13 protein-coding genes are annotated in these 17,785 nt (G+C 65.3%); 10 read left to right on the forward strand and 3 right to left on the reverse strand.

Annotated elements, in window-relative coordinates:
• Positions 1 to 2,333 precede the first annotated feature (2,333 nt).
• Positions 2,334 to 2,705, forward strand: a complete 372-nt coding sequence (locus tag F8S13_18625) for a hypothetical protein (protein ID KAB8141422.1) — start codon at positions 2,334 to 2,336, stop codon at positions 2,703 to 2,705.
• 147 nt (positions 2,706 to 2,852) lie between these two features.
• Here the strand turns inward: F8S13_18625 and F8S13_18630 are convergent, their stop codons facing one another.
• Positions 2,853 to 3,176: a hypothetical protein gene (locus F8S13_18630; GenBank protein ID KAB8141423.1), complete on the reverse strand. Its 324-nt coding sequence runs from the start codon at positions 3,174 to 3,176 to the stop codon at positions 2,853 to 2,855.
• A 350-nt stretch (positions 3,177 to 3,526) separates the two neighbouring features.
• Between F8S13_18630 and F8S13_18635 the strand changes: the two genes are divergently transcribed.
• From F8S13_18635 to F8S13_18655, 5 genes are all read left to right on the forward strand, one after another.
• On the forward strand, positions 3,527 to 4,105 hold the full coding sequence (locus tag F8S13_18635; GenBank protein KAB8141424.1) for a GNAT family N-acetyltransferase: 579 nt from the start codon (positions 3,527 to 3,529) through the stop codon (positions 4,103 to 4,105).
• 3 nt (positions 4,106 to 4,108) lie between these two features.
• A complete protein-coding gene (locus tag F8S13_18640) occupies positions 4,109 to 5,125 on the forward strand; it encodes an aminoglycoside phosphotransferase family protein (GenBank protein ID KAB8141425.1) in 1,017 nt (338 codons plus the stop codon).
• Between the two features lie 60 nt (positions 5,126 to 5,185).
• Positions 5,186 to 5,998, forward strand: a complete 813-nt coding sequence (locus F8S13_18645; GenBank protein ID KAB8141426.1) for a hypothetical protein — start codon at positions 5,186 to 5,188, stop codon at positions 5,996 to 5,998.
• Positions 5,999 to 6,051: 53 nt separating this feature from the next.
• Complete coding sequence (locus tag F8S13_18650; protein KAB8141427.1) at positions 6,052 to 6,501, forward strand: hypothetical protein; 450 nt, start codon at positions 6,052 to 6,054, stop codon at positions 6,499 to 6,501.
• A 77-nt stretch (positions 6,502 to 6,578) separates the two neighbouring features.
• A complete protein-coding gene (locus F8S13_18655; GenBank protein KAB8141428.1) occupies positions 6,579 to 7,070 on the forward strand; it encodes a hypothetical protein in 492 nt (163 codons plus the stop codon).
• 83 nt (positions 7,071 to 7,153) lie between these two features.
• Here F8S13_18655 and F8S13_18660 read toward each other — a convergent pair whose 3' ends face one another.
• Positions 7,154 to 9,250, reverse strand: a complete 2,097-nt coding sequence (locus F8S13_18660) for a thioredoxin domain-containing protein (GenBank protein KAB8141429.1) — start codon at positions 9,248 to 9,250, stop codon at positions 7,154 to 7,156.
• A gap of 111 nt (positions 9,251 to 9,361) precedes the next feature.
• Positions 9,362 to 10,060: a ribose-5-phosphate isomerase RpiA gene (gene rpiA, locus F8S13_18665; protein KAB8141430.1), complete on the reverse strand. Its 699-nt coding sequence runs from the start codon at positions 10,058 to 10,060 to the stop codon at positions 9,362 to 9,364.
• Between the two features lie 1,557 nt (positions 10,061 to 11,617).
• On the opposite strand from rpiA, the gene F8S13_18670 reads away from it, so the two are divergent.
• From F8S13_18670 to F8S13_18685, 4 genes are all read left to right on the forward strand, one after another.
• Positions 11,618 to 12,871 (forward strand): glucose-1-phosphate adenylyltransferase, encoded by a 1,254-nt coding sequence (locus F8S13_18670; protein ID KAB8141431.1) that lies wholly within the window; start codon positions 11,618 to 11,620, stop codon positions 12,869 to 12,871.
• 17 nt (positions 12,872 to 12,888) lie between these two features.
• Positions 12,889 to 14,136 (forward strand): glucose-1-phosphate adenylyltransferase subunit GlgD, encoded by a 1,248-nt coding sequence (gene glgD / locus F8S13_18675; protein KAB8141432.1) that lies wholly within the window; start codon positions 12,889 to 12,891, stop codon positions 14,134 to 14,136.
• Positions 14,137 to 14,301: 165 nt separating this feature from the next.
• Positions 14,302 to 15,063 (forward strand): HAD family hydrolase, encoded by a 762-nt coding sequence (locus F8S13_18680; GenBank protein ID KAB8141433.1) that lies wholly within the window; start codon positions 14,302 to 14,304, stop codon positions 15,061 to 15,063.
• A 482-nt stretch (positions 15,064 to 15,545) separates the two neighbouring features.
• Positions 15,546 to 17,741, forward strand: a complete 2,196-nt coding sequence (locus F8S13_18685) for an HAD-IIIC family phosphatase (protein KAB8141434.1) — start codon at positions 15,546 to 15,548, stop codon at positions 17,739 to 17,741.
• The last annotated feature ends 44 nt before the right edge of the window (positions 17,742 to 17,785 follow it).

Genomic DNA, 17,785 nt, shown 5'->3' on the forward strand with positions numbered 1-17,785 from the left:
GGCGCGACCGCTACCTCGCCGAGATGGACACGGTGCTGGCGCAGGTGGCGGGGATCGTGGGGACGCAGCTGGGCAAGGCCCACGCAGCGGTGGAGCGCGGGCGGAAGCGGATCGCGGACGAGGTGGCGAAGCAGCCCGCCGAGCTGCGGAAGGTGGCCGAGGAGGTGGCGGGCGAGGCGCAGGGCAAGTTCGACAGCCTGGAGCAGACGATCGACGCGAAGCAGCAGGAGCTGGTGGACCACCTGGCGCAGCAGTACACCGAGCAGGTGCAGGCGCTGGACAGCGAGCTGGACGCGATGAAGGCGGCGTCGAAGGGCTGGCTGGCCAAGGCCGGGGACATGATCGGCGGAGTGATCAAGACGATCCAGGAGCTGCGGGCGATGCTGGAGGGGGTGCTGCGCAACGGCGCGGCGGCGATCGGCGCCATCCTCCAAGACCCGATTGGCTTCCTGGGCAACCTGCTGAGCGCGGTGGGCCAGGGCCTGCACCAGTTCGGGGCGAACATCGGCACGCACCTCCAGGCCGGGCTGATCAGCTGGCTGACCGGGACGCTGTCGGCGAGCGGGATCCAGCTGCCCAAGGCCTTCGACCTGGCGGGCATCTTCAACATGGTGCTGCAGATCCTGGGGCTGACGTATCCGCAGGTGCGCACCCAGGTGGTCAAATCGCTGGGGCCGAACGGCGAGGAGATCGTGGGGGCTTTGGAGAAGGGCTGGGAGATCTTCCAGATCATCCGCACCGAGGGCCTCGCAGGCCTCTGGGCCTACATCCAGGATCAGGTGGGCGACCTGAAGGCAATGGTGATCGACCAGATCAAAGAGATGGTGATCGGGCAGGTGATCAAGGCGGGGATCGAGTGGCTGGTGGGCATCCTGGGCGGGCCAGCGGGCGCGTTCATCAAGGCGGTGCAGGGCATCATCCGCGTGGTGACGTGGTTCGCGAACAACGCGGCGCGCTTGGCCTCGCTCATGAACTCGATCTTCAGCTCGATCAGCGCGATTGCGGCGGGCAACATCGGCGGGGCGGCCAACTTCATCGAGCAGTCGCTGGCCACCGCCCTTCCCACCGTGATCTCGTTCCTGGCGGACCTGCTGGGCTTGGGCGGCATCTCCAAGAAGGTCCAGGGCATCATCGAGAAGGTCCAGGCCCCGATCAAGAAGGCCATCGACTGGGTGGTGCAGAAGGCCGTGGCCATGGGCAAGAAGCTCTGGGCCATGATCAAGGGCATCGGCAAGGGCAAGGGTGGGGATGCACCAGACAATCAAGCTGCCAATGCTCCCAAGCAGGAAGAGGATAAAGCGCCTGGAAAGTTAGAAGATGGTGAGGTCGGCGAACGATTAACATTCACGGCTGGAGGTGAGCAGCATTCGCTCTGGATTGCGACCAATGGTGGCAGCGCAGAGGTTATGGTTGCCAGCACTCCATCACCTGTGGAGTCGATGTTGGGTAATGCTGCGGTGACAAAGTGGGCAAAAGCATCGCCTGATAATGCCAAAACAGTAAGTGAGGCTCGTGGCCTTGCCTCAACTTCTAAGGTTGATGCCCAGAATGTCCTTTCGGCGCTGAGCTCTGGAGAACCAGCGGAGAAGATTGATAAAAAAGATCAGACCGTTGAGGGGAAGGAGAAGCAGCTAATATCGCTTATTAAGCGTATCTTTGATGGTATCAGCGAGCAAGAGAAGATTGCTGCAGAGGCTGATCTTTTGAAGAAGGTGTGTGAGACTATTACGAGTCGAGCTGATCGCGTTATGAAGGCATTTAACACGATGAGCGAAAAGGAGCGTACTCAGAAGATGTATGTAAGTGATTATATTGCTGATATTAAAAGGAGGAATGCGGAAAATATAGAGCTGATTGATATCGTTGACTCCAGGAGTGAGTATACTGAGTTACAGGCATCGACTCGGCGTATTGATGAAGAGCTTAAATCTGTAGAACGAGATGTATCTGTTGCTGATCCTGATCAAGATAATCAGGGTAGTGATCTGAAATCATTTAATAAGGTAATTCAGAGTAATACTCTGAGTTTCTATGAACATGGGAAGAAGCATTTTAACGGTCCTGTTTCTGATCGGCAGAGCGCTGCCAGGAAAACCGGGGAAGGCCAGTATAAATTTAATCACCCGGAAGCAATTCAGATGGAGCGAAGCGTAATTAGTGCTGCGCAAGCTGGAAATCACAACCTGGAACCGCATGGAGGCATATTCTTTATTTATGCTCAATATCCGGGTGTAGGATTTGTTGGTGGAACTGGTGAGCTAAATACTATTATTCGTGTTGAAGTCACCGGGAATGGCGTGGTTCATTCGCACCCTGAATAGGAGCAACGGCATATGGTTCTATATCCGCTCATGCCACTGAAGATACCTTCTGGCTGGAAAGTTATCTCGAATACTTTCTATGATATAGATGCTACTGAAGAGTATCGAGAGAGGCGGCTTTTTTCTGAAAATATGCTCATTATTGAGCGAGATATACCATCGGAACGAAAAGACAAATACATTATTGATCTAGGATGGCTACCTTCTCATAGCCCTGATGGTAGATATCGTATCACTGTAGTAGCTGGAGACTTTGAACATGTGCTTAAGCAGTTTGAACATAAGGATAGAGGTGAAATTCAATCGAAGATAGATCTTTACCTGCAGATATTAAGCTCGTTTTTGAGTCTCGAAGAGGTACCAGCCGCTTTAAGTGCTGTATAATATTCTTTTGAGAAGGTTTGCAGCACGATCGTGTGCGGGCAGCGCACTCGCCCCTACTGCAATTCTCTCCAGATCCTACTCGCGGGGCCGCGGCGAACCGCGTGCCCCGCGAGCTTTTGAAAAAGCAGGTGGCCTATGACCCATGGGCTAGGTGGCTTTCCTGCCGGGCGCTTCTTCTGCCGCTTTCTCGCCGCGCGGCCAGCAGATCCCGATGCGCTGATTGATGATCCATTTTGGGGTGAGGATGATCCGCCGCTGCGATTGCGGAATATTGCCGATATGGTAGAGCGCTCGGCCTTGCCGCTGATCGAGCTGCACGGCGCGCCTTTTTCCTCGTGGCTGCTGGCGCGGCTCTGGCTTCTGAGCACTGGTGCGATAGGCGCGGCGCTGGGCGTCGATGGGCTCGGCCGGGGTCTCGCCGACGGTGGGACGTATAGTGGGTTTGCGGCGGTGGAAGATGCGCCCGGCCATGTGGCTGCGGTGCTGGCGCTTGAGGGCAGGCCCGTGTATACCCTTATGGTACTCTCCGCCCGTTCAGCCCAGGCCGACCCCGCCGAGATCATCGATGCCTTGGTTGCGGCAATCTGTGCGCCGCCGCATGCCCTAGCTCTGTGCCATATTGCCATTGCCGACCCCGAGCGACCAGGGCGCGTCTGCGCGTATGGCTGGGATGGCCAGCGCTTGCTGGGCAAGGCATGTGAGGGGCATGATCGAAGGGCTTGGTGAGACAGTCCTTGGCTCTGGGTGTTGACGTGAGGGCTTGCGCTGCGGGGCGGGCGTGCTATGATGCGTAGCAACCTTCCGCTGTGAAAGGAAGCGCGATGCGCCTAGAGACCGCCCGCCTCGTCCTGCGCGATCTCGATGCTGCCGACTGGGAGGCGGTGCTCGCCTACCAGAGCAGCCCGCTGTATCTGCGCTACTACTCGTGGGCCAGCCGCACCCCTGAGGATGTGCAGGAGTTCACCCGCCGCCTGGGCGCGCTTAACCGCGACCGCCCGCGCCGCTGCTACAGCTTCGCCATCACCCTGCCCGAGAGCGACCGCGCCATCGGCCTGGTGAGCCTGCGCCGCCGGGTGGGCGATCCGCATCAGGCCGAGGTCGGCTACGAGCTTGCGCCCGAGCACTGGGGCCAAGGGCTGGCCACCGAGGCGGCCTGCAGGCTGGTAGGCCTGGGCTTTAGCTCGCTGGGGCTGCACCGCATCACCGCCACGTGCGTGGCCGAGAACACCGGCTCGGCGCGGGTGCTGGCCAAGGTGGGCATGAGCCTGGAGGGCCGCCTGCGCGAGAACGAGTATTTTAAGGGCCGCTGGTGGGACACGCTGCTGTACGGCGTGCTGCGGCACGAGTGGGGCGGCGAGCGCTGTGGCCAGGGTACCGCCGCTGTTGCCTCACTGGAGTGAGCTGTGCTGGATGAGCTTGCCGACCTGATCGCCTTTCTGGATGCGCGCGGGCCGACCGCCTTGTGTCGCTGGAGGATGTGGCGTGTGGCTCCGGTAGCTGGCGGTCAAAACAACCGAATCTACCGTGCCACCAGCGACAGCGCCGACTACGCCATCAAGCTGACCATCCGCGACGAGCGCGACCGCGCCGGGCGCGAGCACGCCGCGCTGCGCGCCGTGGCCAGCGTGGGCGGGGCGTTTGCGCCGCGCGCGGTGCGGATGGAGCGCGAGCGCTACCGCCAGCCCATGGTGGTGCAGTCGTGGGTGGATGCGCCGGTGCTCGCGGCCCCGCCAGCATCCGCCGCCGACTGGCGCTGCCTGCTCGACCTGTTCTGCGCCACCCACCAGATCTGCCCCGAATCGACGCCTGTCGAGCTGCCCGAGGCCACGCTCAACGCGGCCTCTGCCGCCGCTGGCCGCGCGCTGATCGACGCGCACCTGGCTATGATCCCGCCCGAGCACTACCCGGAAGGCCTTGCGCCGCTGCTAGAGCGCCTAGCGCGCTGGGATGCGCCCACGTGGCCCGAGCCGCCGCGCGGGCTGTGCCGCGTGGATAGCAACTGGCGCAACTTCCTGCGCGGGTCGCAGGGCTGGGTGGCGATAGACTGGGAGAACGCTGGCTGGGGCGACCCGGCCTTCGAGTGGGCCGAGCTGGCCACCCACCCGGCCTACGCCGTTGTGCGTGCGCCCTGGGCCGAGCTGCTGCCCGCCTATGCCGCGCGCATGGGCGACCAGACCGCGCCGCTGCGGGCGCAGGTCTACACCACGATCATGCGGGCGTGGTGGGCGGTGCGCTGGGCTAGGTATCTCTACGAGGTGCCGCGCGGGCGGGATGCGCGCCTGGTGGAGCGGCCTGCTGGCTGGCTGGATGATGCGCGGCGGATGTATGCGCAAGCTGTTGATGTGGCGATGGCTCAGCTGGATTCGAGCAGTTGCTACCGGTGGTCGTTGGGTGAAGCGACCATCATATCGTTGGGGTAGATTCAACACAACTTTCTGCTATACTCATGCCCAGCAATCGTAGTGTGGAGGCAGAGCATCATGCAGAACCATCTTCCCGACCGCCCTGAACGCGATCTTGCAGCAAGCTGGCTGCTCTTCGCCCCCATCCGCGAGCGCTTTGTGCGCCCCGGCGTCGAGCGCGGCGGCTGCCCCCGCCACGGCCTCACCCCGGTCTACGCCCGCAAGCTCGCTGGCCACGCCGAGGCGATCTTCCCAGGCTTGAACGGCGTGGAGTCCTCCTTCACCGAGCCGCAGCTGCACGCCGTCACCGCGGCCATCGTGGCGCTGCGCCGCCACATGGATGGCCACACCGCCCCGCCGCTGTCGGCGTTGATCGTCAGGCATTTCCAGGGGGGCGCGGGGCCGTCGTTCCTGCGCGCCCTGCTGCGCAGCACCGAGGATCTGCTGGACACCTGCATGCGGGCCGAGCCGCAGCATATCGCCGCGATCGACGCGCTCTTCCGGGTGGCGGGCGGCGAGGGTTTCCGCGACCTCATCCAGCACTACGAGGCCCGCGCGCTGGCCCAGGCCATCGCGGGCGAGGATGTAGTCTTCCCCGACATCCTGGCCTTCGTCAACATGCACGAGCGGCAGGCGCGCGATGCGCAGGGCCAGTGGCGCACCGAGCGCTACGAGGTCTGGTGCCCCGGCTACGATTTTGCCAAAGCCTACCACCAGCAGTGCCGCGCCGCCGCCCGGGAGCTGGCCGCAGGCGGCGTGATAGTCGCGCTGCCGCTGGAAGAGGAGATGCTATACATGCCCGAGAACCTTGTGGCTCACTTCACTCACTTTGCCACGGGGCTGGCCCTCCAGCTGCTATCGGTTGCCCCAAAGGCGCGGCATAATTCATGATATGATGTGCCTATCGATAAGATTCTTCCAGCGTATCTACGAAGGAGCGATATATGGCTACCCGATGCCCTGAGTGCGGCGCGTCGTTCTCATCTGGCGAGACATGCCAAGATCACTTTAACACCACCCAGAGCCTGGAATTTGAGAACCCCGACTACTTCGCGGCCCACCACCTGAGCGTGCCCAGCTACCTGCTGCAGCACCACCACTACACCCGCGAGGGCTGGATCGCCACGCGCAGCCTGCTGCATAGCTTCATCACCCAGGGCGTCAGCGCCGAGGAGGCCCGCAGGCAGACCCAGGATTTCTCGGGTGGCCTGCGCCCCTGGAAGTGGGCCGGGGGCGGCCAGCCGCTGGAGGAGACCCGCAATATCATGTGGTCGCGCACCATGGCCGATGTGCGCTACGACACCCCCGAGCAGTACCTGGCCGACGTGCGGGCCTGGGCCGAGGCCATCCTGGCCGATACTGAGGATCTGGTGCGCTCGTTGGGCGCGAGCTAGCGCCTGCAACTCGCTCGGCGCTGCTGCGTATATGCATGCAGAGCCGTTCAAACGGGGCATGCCCCGAGCGAGGAACCATGTCTGCACCATCGTTTGCTACAAGCGAGCTGGCAGTGCGCGAGGAGCTGGCCGCGCTGCGCGAAGAAGTGGCCGCCTTGCGACAGGAAGTGGCTGCCCTGCGCCAGCGCGCCGACGACCAGGGCCTGCGCCTCGCGGCCCTGCGCACCCAGGTGACGCCGACGGCGCGACGCAGGGCGACCTCGGATGAGCCGCCCGTGCAGCCGCCCCTGCAGCGGCCCATGGACTACTGGGCCGATCACGTGCCCGACTTCGGCGACGACCTGAGCGAGGCCGAGATCCAGCGCCACCTAGCCCGCCCCGTGCGGCAGGCCAAGCCCCCGACCACCCAAGAGCTGCGCGCCAGCATGCCCCGCCCTCGCTCCAAACGTGTGGCCTACCAATGGTCGCGGCGGGATGCTCCGGGGCTTGCCTTGATGCTCTCTTTCCTGATACTGCTAGCCCTTTTTGTATTTGCTGTCTCGGGCAGCCTTTCGTTTCTTTTGCGCTGAGCCTTGTTTCCGTGCTGCTTGAGGCGGCGCGGGATATGGGGTGCTGATTCGCCCATACCCCGTGCCGTCTTCTCGCTGCCCAGCTAGGCCTGGAGCTGCGCGACCAGCGCATCTGGCTCGGTGACGGGCATCTGGCAGGCGTAGCTGCGGCACACGTAGGCCGTTGCGCGGCCCCCGAGCTGCTCGCGCCCATCCAGCAGCGGCGATGCGATGGTGGGCGCGGCCTCGTCGGGGCGGCGTAGCACCAGCACCTTGTTGGGCAAGAAGCGCGTGGCGATCACCTCGCGCAGGGCCTTGGTATCCTCTGCATCGGGGTCGCCCACCAGCGCGATCTCCTGGGTGGGGGCCAGCGCGAACTCGGCGGCGGCTAGGTAGCGGCCAAAACCCGTGGGGTACTGGCCCATCAGCTGGGCCATGCCGCCCAGCACGGCCATAGCCCGCTCGCGATAGCGCGGCTGGTCGTAGATCACGGCCAGCTTGAGCAGCAGCTCGGCGGCGGCGGCGTTGCCGGAGGGCGTGGCGTTGTCGCCGGTGTCGCGCGGGCGGGCGATCAGAGCCTCGTGGCGGGCGGCGGTGTCGTAGAAGCCGCCCAGGTTGTCATCCCAGAACTCGGCCAGCATCACCTCGGCCAGGGCGCGGCACTCGGCCAGCCAGCGCGGGTCGAGCGTGGCCTCGTAGAGCGCCAGCAGGCCGTCGGCCAGCAGCGCGTGATCCTCCAGGAAGCCCGGCGTCGCCCCGGCTTGCCCATCCTTCCAGGCCCGCAGCAGCCGGCCCTCGGCGTCGCGCATGTTCCCCAGCACAAACGCCGCGCAGCGCTCGGCGTGGGCCAGGTAGTCCTCTCGCCCAAACACGCCCGCCGCCTGCGCGAAGGCCCGCAGCGCCATGCCGTTCCAGCTGGCCAGCACCTTGTTGTCCAGCCCTGGGCGGGGCCGCCGCTCGCGCAGCTCGAACAGCGTGCGCCTGCCGCGCCCCAGCAGCGCCGCGATCTCGTGCGGCGGGATGCCCAGCGTGCCCGCCACCTCGTCGGGCTGGCGCAGCACATGCAGGATGTTGCGGCCCTCGAAGTTGCCCTTCTGGGTCACATCGTAGGCCGCCGCGAAGGCCATGGCATCCGGCCCCAGCGCGGCCCGCACCTCATCCAGCCCCCACACGAAAAACGCGCCCTCCTCGGCGTGGCTGGCCTGCGGCGTGGGCAGCGAGTCGGCGTCCTGGGTGGAGTAGAAGCCGCCCTCGGGGTGGCGCAGCTCGCGGGCCACGTAGTCCAGCGTCTGCTCGGCCACCCGGCAGTAGAGCGGGTCGGATGTGGCCTGGTAGGCCTCGGTGTAGACGCGGGCCAGCAGCGCGTTGTCGTAGAGCATCTTCTCGAAGTGCGGCACCAGCCACTGCCCATCCACCGAGTAGCGGTGGAACCCGCCGCCCAGCTGGTCGTAGATGCCGCCCTCGGCCATCTTGTGCAGCGAGAGCGCCAGCATATCCCAGGCCAGCCGCGTGCCGGTGCGCTGGGCGTAGCGCAGCAGGAACTCGTAGGTCATAGGCTGGGGGAACTTGGGGGCGCGGCCAAAGCCGCCCTCGTCCTGGTCGAACTGGCCGTGCAGGCTGGCGTAGGCGTCATCCAGCAGCGCGGGCGTGATCGGCCCCTCGGGCATGCGGGCGGCGGTGGCGCTGCGCAGGTGGTCGGACAGGGCCTGGCTGTTCTGCTCCACCTCGTCGCGGCGGCGCTGCCAGGCGTCGGCCACGCCCAGGATGACCTGGGTGAACGAGGGCATGCCGTAGCGCTCCTCGGGCGGGAAGTAGGTGCCGCCGTAGAACGGTACGCCCTCGGGGGTGAGGAACATGGTCATCGGCCAGCCGCCGCTGCGCGTCATGGCCTGCAGCGCGGTCATGTAGATGCTGTCGATGTCGGGCCGCTCCTCGCGGTCGACCTTGATGTTGATGAAGTGGGCGTTCAGCAGGGCGGCGGTGCGCTCGTCCTCGAACGACTCGTGGGCCAGCACGTGGCACCAGTGGCATGCGGCGTAGCCCACGCTCAGGTGGATGGGCCGATCCTGCTCGCGGGCCAGGGCCAGGGCCTCTGGCCCCCACTCGTGCCAGTCGACCGGATTATGGGCGTGCTGGCGCAGGTAGGGGCTGGCGGCGTGGATGAGGCGGTTGGTATGCCTCGGCGCGGCGTCGCTCTCCATAGTGTCTCTCCTCCTCCTCGCGCCTCGCTGGCGCGCTGGCATGAAAAAGGCGCGCCGCGCGGATATCTCCTCCATCCGCGCGGCGCGCCCGCTTGGCGCTTCGGTAGGGCGCTAGCGCGACCGCTGCAGCCGCGTGACCCCATCCAGCCCAGCGGCGAAGGCCACGCTGGCCATGCCGATGAACAGGCCGTGCTCGACCACGCCGGGGATGGCGTGGATGTCGGCATCCAGCCGCTCGGGGTCGTCGATCTGCTCGAAGCGGCAGTCGAGGATGCTGTTGCCCTCGTCGGTGATGAAGGGCAGGCCGGATGCGTTGCGGCGCAGCACGGGCGCGCAGCCCAGGGCGCGCAGCCGCTGCTCGACGGGCCGCATCCCGAAGCTGATCACCTCTACCGGCACGGGCGTATGCTCGCCCAGGCGGCCCACCACCTTGCTGGTGTCGGCCACGATGCAGAATCGCTGGCCCACCGAGGCCACGATCTTCTCGCGCAGCAGCGCCCCGCCCAGCCCTTTGATCAGGTTGAGCTGCGGGTCGATCTCGTCGGCCCCGTCGATCACCAGATCCAGCTCGTGCTGCTGGTCGAGCGTGGCCAGCGGGATGCCCAGCGAGCCAGCCAGCTTGGCCGTGGCCTCGGATGTGGGCACGCCCACGATGTCGCGCAGCCGCCCGTCGCGCAGGCGGGCCGCCAGGCCCTCCACCACATAGCGGGCTGTGGAGCCTGTGCCCAGGCCTAGCCGCATCCCGCTCTCCACGCCGTCGAGCGCCCGCTCGGCGGCCTGCTGCTTAAATGGCTCTAGATTGTGTGTCATGGTCGTGTCCCCATATGCGAGCGGCCATCGCCCGCAGAAACAGCCCCGTTGCCGTCGATGCGCGCTTGGGGCTTCCTTGCGCGCTCGCCCACCCGCTGGGGCGTAAAACATACCCCATTGTACCAGAAAGCACCTGCCAATTTGCTAGGCGGGCAAAGCGGGCGGGCACGACGAGGGCGCGCGGATGTGAGGGAGTTGGGGGGCGGGCCGACCGGGTGCGGCCTTGAAGATGATGGTGGCGTGTGGATGCTTGGTGCGTGCCCTGCGCGGGCGGCGTCCGGGGGCCAGCCCTCCGGAACCCCCGCCAGGGGCGATGCCCTCAACAGGTGTCACTTTTTTGTTTGGGGCTTCTCAATGCGGCATATGACGAAAGAGCGCGTGCCAAGCTATGCACCGCATGTGAGATTGAGAATCTCATCCACCTGGCCCATGCGGCGAAGGTGCCGGTGATGTTTTGCTGGCCCTATGCACGAACATGAGCTGCTTGATTTCGGCAGAGGAATACTACAAATTGGGGTTCCAAGGGGCTACGCCCCTGGCGGGGTTCCAAGGGCGCGAAGCCCTTGGTGCCGCCCGCACAGGGCATCCACCACCATCCAAGAACACCCACTATTCCACGAAGGCGCACCCAAGCCAAACTGCCGTTTCGCTAAAACGGCCTCGGAACACCCGATAAAGTGACACCTATTGAGGGCATCGCCCCATGGCGGGGTTCACAGGGGCTGGCCCCCGGACGCCGCCCGCGTAGGGCACGCACCCACCAACCAAGAGCTACTATCTTGAATGGCGCACTCCACTAAGCCGACGGGTGCAAAACGAGGATCGACTATTTCAGCCCTGTTCTCGTTCCTCATGAGCGTGGTTGTGTCGATGTCGATGTTCGTCCTGCGCGTGCGGCGCATAGGAGGGGCCAGCTTTCAGCAGGTGTCACGTTTATGTTAGCGCTGGGTCTGTTCCACATAAACGATGGCGGTGGTGCTTGGTTGGTGGGTGGATGCCCTGCGCGGGCGGCGCCTAGGGGCCAGCCCCTCGGAACCCCGCGAGGGGGTATAACCCCCTTCGAAACCCCCAATTTGAAGCATTCCAATGCCGAATGCTGGCGGCTGGTGTTCGTGCATATGGCCAGCTGGCCTGAGCGGCACCTTCGCCGCATGGGCCGGGTGGGTGAAATCGAGAATCTTACATGCGGTGCATGGCCTGGCACGCGTTCTCTCGTCATGTGCCGCATCCGAATGCTCCGCCCAAGAACGTGACACCATGTGAGGGCGTTGCCCCTTCGAATCCCAATTTGGAGCATTCCAATGCTGAATGCTGGCGGCTGGTGTTCGTGAATATGGCCAGTAAGACCTAAGCGACACCTTCGCCGCATGGGCCAGGTGGGTGGGGCTGGCTTGGCACTCTTCTCTAGATCTTTTCTCCCCTTGGAGTCTTAGAGCCTTGGTGGTAAAACATGCTGCCGAACGATCGCGCACTGCCCGCGCCGCTGGCCCCCATCTTGCCCAGCTATGGTATAGTGTACTGCCCGTAGATCGACGAAGTCTGTTCGGGAGGCTCTCTGTGCGAGTTGTAGCAATGCTCCTAGCTGGCGGCGAAGGCACGCGCCTCAGCGTGCTCTCCGAGAAGCGCGCCAAACCATCCGTCCCCTTCGCTGGAAAATATCGGATCATCGACTTCACCCTCTCCAACTGCGTCAACTCCGGCATCTTCGATGTGGCCGTGCTGACGCAGTATCGCCCGCATTCGCTGAACGCCCACATCGGCAATGGCAAGCCGTGGGACATGGACCGCAGCCGGGGCGGTGCGCAGCTGCTGCAGCCCTACCAGGGCCGCCGCGACGAAAGCTGGTACAAAGGCACCGCCGACGCCATCTACCAGAACCTTGACTACATCCGCGCCAGCCGCGCCGACACCGTGCTGATCCTGTCGGGCGACCACATCTACAAGATGGACTACAGCCGCATGCTGGACTACCACCAGCAGCGCGGGGCCGACCTGACGGTGGCCGTGATGCACGTGCCGCTGGATGAGACCGACCGCTTCGGGATCATGACCACCGACGACGAGCAGCGCATTGTCGAGTTCACCGAGAAGCCCAAGGCCCGCGACAAGGGCACGCTGGCCTCCATGGGCATCTACGTGTTCAGCGCCGAGGCCCTGCGCCGCCGCCTGGGCGAGGGCGCGGACGGCAGCTCGCGCGTAGACTTCGGCAAGCACGTCATCCCCGCCATGATCGCCGAGGACCAGGTGTTCGCCTACCCGTTCGAGGGCTACTGGGTGGACGTGGGTACCATCGACTCGTACTGGCAGACCAGCATGGATCTGCTGGACCCCGAGAACGGCCTGAATCTCTACGAGCCGGAGTGGGTCATCCACACCCGCTCCGAGGAGCGCCCCCCGGCCAAGATCGGCCCGCAGGCGCGGGTGGAGCGCAGCATGGTGTGTAACGGCTGCATCGTGCGCGGCCAGGTCGAGCGCTCGGTGCTCTCGCCGGGCGTGTATGTCTCGCCGGGCGCGGTGGTGCGCGACAGCGTGGTGATGAACGACACCTGGATCGGGCCGGGGGCCGTGCTGGACCGCGTGATCGTGGACAAGGATGTGGTGATCGGCGCGGGCGTGCGGCTAGGCCACGGCGACGACCTGACCACCCCCAACAAGGCCCAGCCCGACAAGCTGAACAGCGGGATCACGGTTGTCGGCAAGGGCGCGCATATTGCGAGCGGGATCACGATCGGGCGCAATGTGGTGATCAACGCCGACAGCGACGAGGAGGACTTCACCGGCGATGTCGTAGCCTCGGGCGAGACGATCTGATTGGCAGGAGAGAAACTATGCTGCGCACCCTAGCGCTCATCCTCGCGGGCGGTGAAAGCCCCGCGCTCAGCGTGCTGACCGCCGAGCGGTCGGAGGCGGCGGTGGCCTTCGCGGGGAAGTACCGCATCATCGACTTCACGCTCTCGAACTGCGTGAACTCTGGCATCTACAACGTGGGCGTGCTGACCCAGTACCGCCCGCGCTCGCTGATCGCGCACATCGGTGTGGGCAAGCCGTGGGATCTCGACCGCCGCATCGGCGGCGTGCGCATCCTGCACCCCTACATGACATCCGAGGGCGGCTCGTGGCAGCGCGGCAACGCCGACGCCCTGCGCGCCAACCTCGACTTCATCGCCGAGCAGCCGTGCGACGCCGTGCTGGTGCTGGCGGGCGACCATATCTACAAGATGGACTACCGCCCCATGATCGAGGCCCACCAGGAGCGCGACGCCGATCTGACCTTGGCCGTCCACTCGGTCAGCCCGCACGAGGCCAGCCGCTACGGCATCGTGACGGTGGACTCCGAGGGCACGGTGAACGAGTTCCAGGAGAAGCCGCGCCGCACCCGATCGAGCCTGGCGTCCATGGGCATCTACGTGTTCCGCAAGAGCTTCCTGCTGGATGTGCTGGCCCACTCCACCGAGCAGAACATCGGGCGCGACCTGATGCCCCAGCTAGTGCAGCGCACTCGGGTGCGCTCGTACCACTTCCAGGGCTACTGGGCCGATGTGGGCACGGTGCAGGCCTACTACGAGGCCAACATGGCGCTGCTGACCGAGACCCCCGCGCTGGACATGTACGACCCCGAGTGGGTTATCCACACCAAGAGCGAGGAGCGGGCCGCCCTGGAGATCGGCGGGGCCGCGCGGGTGGCGGGCAACCTGCTGTGCGACGGCTGCCGGATCTACGGCTCGGTCAGCCGCTCGGTGATCGGCCCAGGCGTGGTGGTGCGCGAGGGCGCGGTGGTGCGCGACTCGATCATCCTCACCGACACGGTGATCGAGTCGGGCGCGGTGGTGGACCACTGCATCCTGGACAAGGGCGTGTACGTGGGCGAGAGCACGCAGCTGGGCAGCGGCGAGGACAACACCGCCAACGAGCGCACGCCCGACCTGCTGAACACCGGCCTGACCCTGGTGGGCCGCGACGCCCACATCCCCTCGGGCGCGGTGGTGGGCCGCAATGTGGTCATCCGCCCCCACGTGGGCATGGCGGCCTTCGGCCCCGATGCGGCGGTGGCCAGCGGCGCGACGGTGGAGCTATAGCGCGGGCTGGCGTTGCGCAGCCGAGGTGGGGCCGGGGCAGATGCTGCTCCGGCCCCTGCTGTTTTCTTTGCTCCACGCCCTCGCGTCTTCGTGGAAACCATTTTTTGTCTCCTTGGTGCCTTGGAGTCTTGGTGGTAAAATTTTTCAGAGCGAAAGGGAGAACCTATGCCAAAGAACTACCTGAGCGATATGGATGGCGTGCTGGTGCGCGGGTCGGATCCCGTGCCCGGCGCGAACGAGTTTATCGACCGGCTGCAGGCGGCGGGCGCGAAGTTCCTGCTGCTCACCAACAACTCGATCTACACCCAGCGCGATCTACAGGCTCGGCTGGCCCGGATCGGCCTGAATGTGCCCGCCGAGTCGATCTACACATCCGCCATGGCCACCGCGCGCTTCCTGCACACCCAGCGCCCTGGCGGCAGCGCCTATGTGGTGGGCGAGTCGGGCCTGACCACGGCGCTGCACGACATCGGCTATGTGATCACCGAGCACCAGCCCGACTATGTGGTGGTGGGCGAGACAACCTCGTACAGCTTCGAGCGGATCACCCGCGCCTCGCGGCTGGTGGCGGCGGGCGCGCGCTTCATCGCCACCAACCCCGATGTGTCTGGCCCGGGCGACGGCGGCATGGTGCCCGCCACAGGCGCGGTGGCCGCGCTGATCGCCGCCGCCACGGGGGTGACGCCCTACTTCATTGGCAAGCCCAACCCGCTGATGATGCGCACCGCGCTGCGCGCCATCGACGCCCACTCCGAGGACTCGGTGATGATCGGCGACCGCATGGATACCGATATCATCGGCGGGGTGGAGAGCGGCATGGAGACCATCCTGGTGCTCACGGGCGTCACGCGGCGCGCGGATGTCGAGCGCTTTCCCTATCGCCCCTCGCAGATCGTTGAGTCGGTGGCCGATATTGTGGTGCGCTGATCGGGGCAGATCTGGCCGCCTGGTCCAATTTTTATGCCCATTTGTAAAGATTTGGTAAAGAAAATGTACAATCCGAGGGGGTACAACTTCCTCGGATTTCTTGCTATAGCGATCAGTATAATCTATCTTCTTTCAATTCATTGCAGTACACGTTTTGAAACCGCTCCCGCTTAAACAATTGACGGATGTTAAACAATAGAGTATAGTAACCCCATCCTAGCAATTCATTAAACATCTCCTACTACATCATCTACGACATATGGTTGTTAGGTGACGAGCGCTTCCCTATACCGTCGTATCTTCTGATGGCACTGCGCATTGGCCCCAAAGCGTAGGGAGAGCTGTGTCACGCGTCCGCTAGGCAGCCTCGCCCCGCCGGGCCAGAGAGGAGCACCACCGCGCCCAAAACCCCAGATCGTTGATGCGAATGCGTATCCGTTCCGGCAAAGAAGCCCCCTAACCCTATGAGGAGTAGGTTTCGCATGAGTTCACACGATGAGGTCGAGCATCTCGCCCGCCCCGCCGCACCAGTCGCCCCAGCCTGCGCTATCAACATCGCCGCCACCTTCACCGCCGAGCCGCTTGAGCCGTCGCTGTGCTTCTGGATGCGCGAGCTAGCCATTGCGGCTCGCATCTCCTTTGCCCCGCTCTACCAGGTCTTCCAACAGCTGCTTGACCCCACCGGGTTGCTCGCCACTAATCAGAGCGGTGTCAACATCCTGCTGATCCGCCCCGAGGACTGGCTGCGCTACATCACCGATGTGAGCGACTGGCCCGAGGTTGAGGCCGCCACCGAGCGCACCAGGGCCGATCTATGCCAGATCGTGCGGCAGTTTACGGCGCGCTCGCGGGTGCCGCTGCTGATCGCGCTGTGCCCGGCCTCAGGGCTAGCCCAGGGCGAGCCGCGCCGCGCCGCGCTGCTGGCCCAGCTGGAGGCCGATCTGCTGCGCGATCTGGCCGATCTGCCTGGCGTGGTGCTGCTGCCATCCGCCGAGCTGCTGGAGCTGTACCCCGTGCCGCAGTACGACAACCCCTATGGCGACGAGCTGGGCCAGATCCCCTATACCGAGGAGTTCTTCGCCGCGCTGGGCACGCGGCTGGCGCGGGCGATCCGCGCGCTGCTGGCCCAGCCCTACAAGGTGATCGCGGTGGACTGCGATAACACGCTGTGGGGCGGGGTGTGCGGCGAGGATAGCGCGCAGGGCCTGCAGATCGGGCCGGGCCATCGCGCGCTGCAGGCCTTCCTGGTGGCCCAGCAGCAGGCGGGCATGCTGATCTGCCTGTGCAGCAAAAATAGCGAGGCCGATGTGCAGGCCGTGTTCGATACCCGCGCCGACATGCTGCTGCGGCCCGAGCACCTGAGCCTGCGCTACGTGAACTGGGATGCCAAGTCGCAGAGCCTGCGGGCGATCGCCCAGGCGCTGGGGGTGGGCCTTGATAGCGTGCTCTTCTTGGACGACAGCCCGCTGGAGTGCGCCGAGGTGCGGGCGTCCTGCCCGCAGGTGCTGGCGCTGCAGGTGCCCGCCGAGCCGCAGCTGGCCGCGTTTGTGCGCCACCTGTGGCCCGCCGACCGCATCCGCGTGACCGAGGACGACCGCCAGCGGGCCACGCGCTACCACGAGCAGGCCCAGCGCGAGCGGTTCCGCCAGGAGACGACCAGCCTGGGCGATTTTATCGATGGTCTGGGGCTAGAAGTAACCATACAGCCGCTTGAGGTCGCGCATCTGGATCGGGCGGCGCAGCTGACCCAGCGCACCAACCAGTTCAACCTTACTACCGTCCGGCGCACCTCGGCGGAGCTGGCAAGCCTGCTGCGCGAGGGCGTGGGCGCGCAGGTGGTGCACGTGCGCGACCGCTTTGGCGACTACGGGCTGGTGGGCGTGCTGATCTATGGGGGCGATGGCGACGCGCTGCTGGTCGATACCTTTCTGCTCAGCTGCCGCACCCTGGCGCGGGGCGTGGAGCACCAGATGCTGGCATGGCTTGGGCGCGAGGCCCAGGCGCGCGGCCTGGCCCAGGTGGCGCTGCCCTTCATCCCCACGGCCAAAAACCTGCCCGCGCGGCGCTTCCTGGATGGGCTGGGCGAGGTGGCGTGCGCCCAGGTGGGCGGCGCAGCGCGCTACCAGCTGCCAGCCAGCGCGGCGGCGGCGGCTAGCTACAGCCCCGAGCAGCACGAGACCCCCGCGCCCGCTGACCTCGAGGGTGCGGCCCCCGCGCCGCAGGGCGTGGCGCTGGCCACGTGGGAAGTGTTTCAGCGCATCGCCACGCAGCTGCACGCGGTGGGGCCGATCATGGCGGCCCTCCGCCAGTCCCAGGCCGATCAGGCCCAGGCCCCGCAGCGCTACGTGGCCCCGCGCAGCGAGACCGAGCAAGCGGTGGCCGCCATGTGGGCCGAGCTGCTGGGCGTGGAGCGGGTGAGCGCCGATGCGCAGTTCTTCGATGTGGGCGGGCACTCGCTGCGGCTGGTGCAGTTTATGGTGCGGGTGCGCGATAGATTCGGCGTCGAGCTGCCGATGCAGGTGCTGATCAGCGGGTCGTTCACGATCGTGGATGCCGCGCAGCTGATCGAGCGCTGCCGGATCGAGCAGGCCGACGAGCAGGATCTTGAGGCGCTGCTGACCCAGCTTGATGGCCTTTCGGATGAGGAGATCGCGGCGCTGCTGGCGGAGCAGGGGTAGGCTGGTTGTTGGTTGCAGCGCAGTTAGGTTGAAGATCGCGCCTG

The organism is Chloroflexia bacterium SDU3-3 (assembly GCA_009268125.1).
Taxonomy (GTDB): domain Bacteria; phylum Chloroflexota; class Chloroflexia; order Chloroflexales; family Roseiflexaceae; genus SDU3-3.

Coding starts and splice junctions, on each gene's coding strand:
- F8S13_18625 (KAB8141422.1), top strand. CDS start 2,334: ATGGTTCTATATCCGCTCATGCCACTGAAGATACCTTCTGGCTGGAAA.
- F8S13_18630 (KAB8141423.1), bottom strand. CDS start 3,176: ATGGCCGGGCGCATCTTCCACCGCCGCAAACCCACTATACGTCCCACC.
- F8S13_18635 (KAB8141424.1), top strand. CDS start 3,527: ATGCGCCTAGAGACCGCCCGCCTCGTCCTGCGCGATCTCGATGCTGCC.
- F8S13_18645 (KAB8141426.1), top strand. CDS start 5,186: ATGCAGAACCATCTTCCCGACCGCCCTGAACGCGATCTTGCAGCAAGC.
- F8S13_18650 (KAB8141427.1), top strand. CDS start 6,052: ATGGCTACCCGATGCCCTGAGTGCGGCGCGTCGTTCTCATCTGGCGAG.
- F8S13_18655 (KAB8141428.1), top strand. CDS start 6,579: ATGTCTGCACCATCGTTTGCTACAAGCGAGCTGGCAGTGCGCGAGGAG.
- F8S13_18660 (KAB8141429.1), bottom strand. CDS start 9,250: ATGGAGAGCGACGCCGCGCCGAGGCATACCAACCGCCTCATCCACGCC.
- rpiA (KAB8141430.1), bottom strand. CDS start 10,060: ATGACACACAATCTAGAGCCATTTAAGCAGCAGGCCGCCGAGCGGGCG.
- glgD (KAB8141432.1), top strand. CDS start 12,889: ATGCTGCGCACCCTAGCGCTCATCCTCGCGGGCGGTGAAAGCCCCGCG.
- F8S13_18680 (KAB8141433.1), top strand. CDS start 14,302: ATGCCAAAGAACTACCTGAGCGATATGGATGGCGTGCTGGTGCGCGGG.
- F8S13_18685 (KAB8141434.1), top strand. CDS start 15,546: ATGAGTTCACACGATGAGGTCGAGCATCTCGCCCGCCCCGCCGCACCA.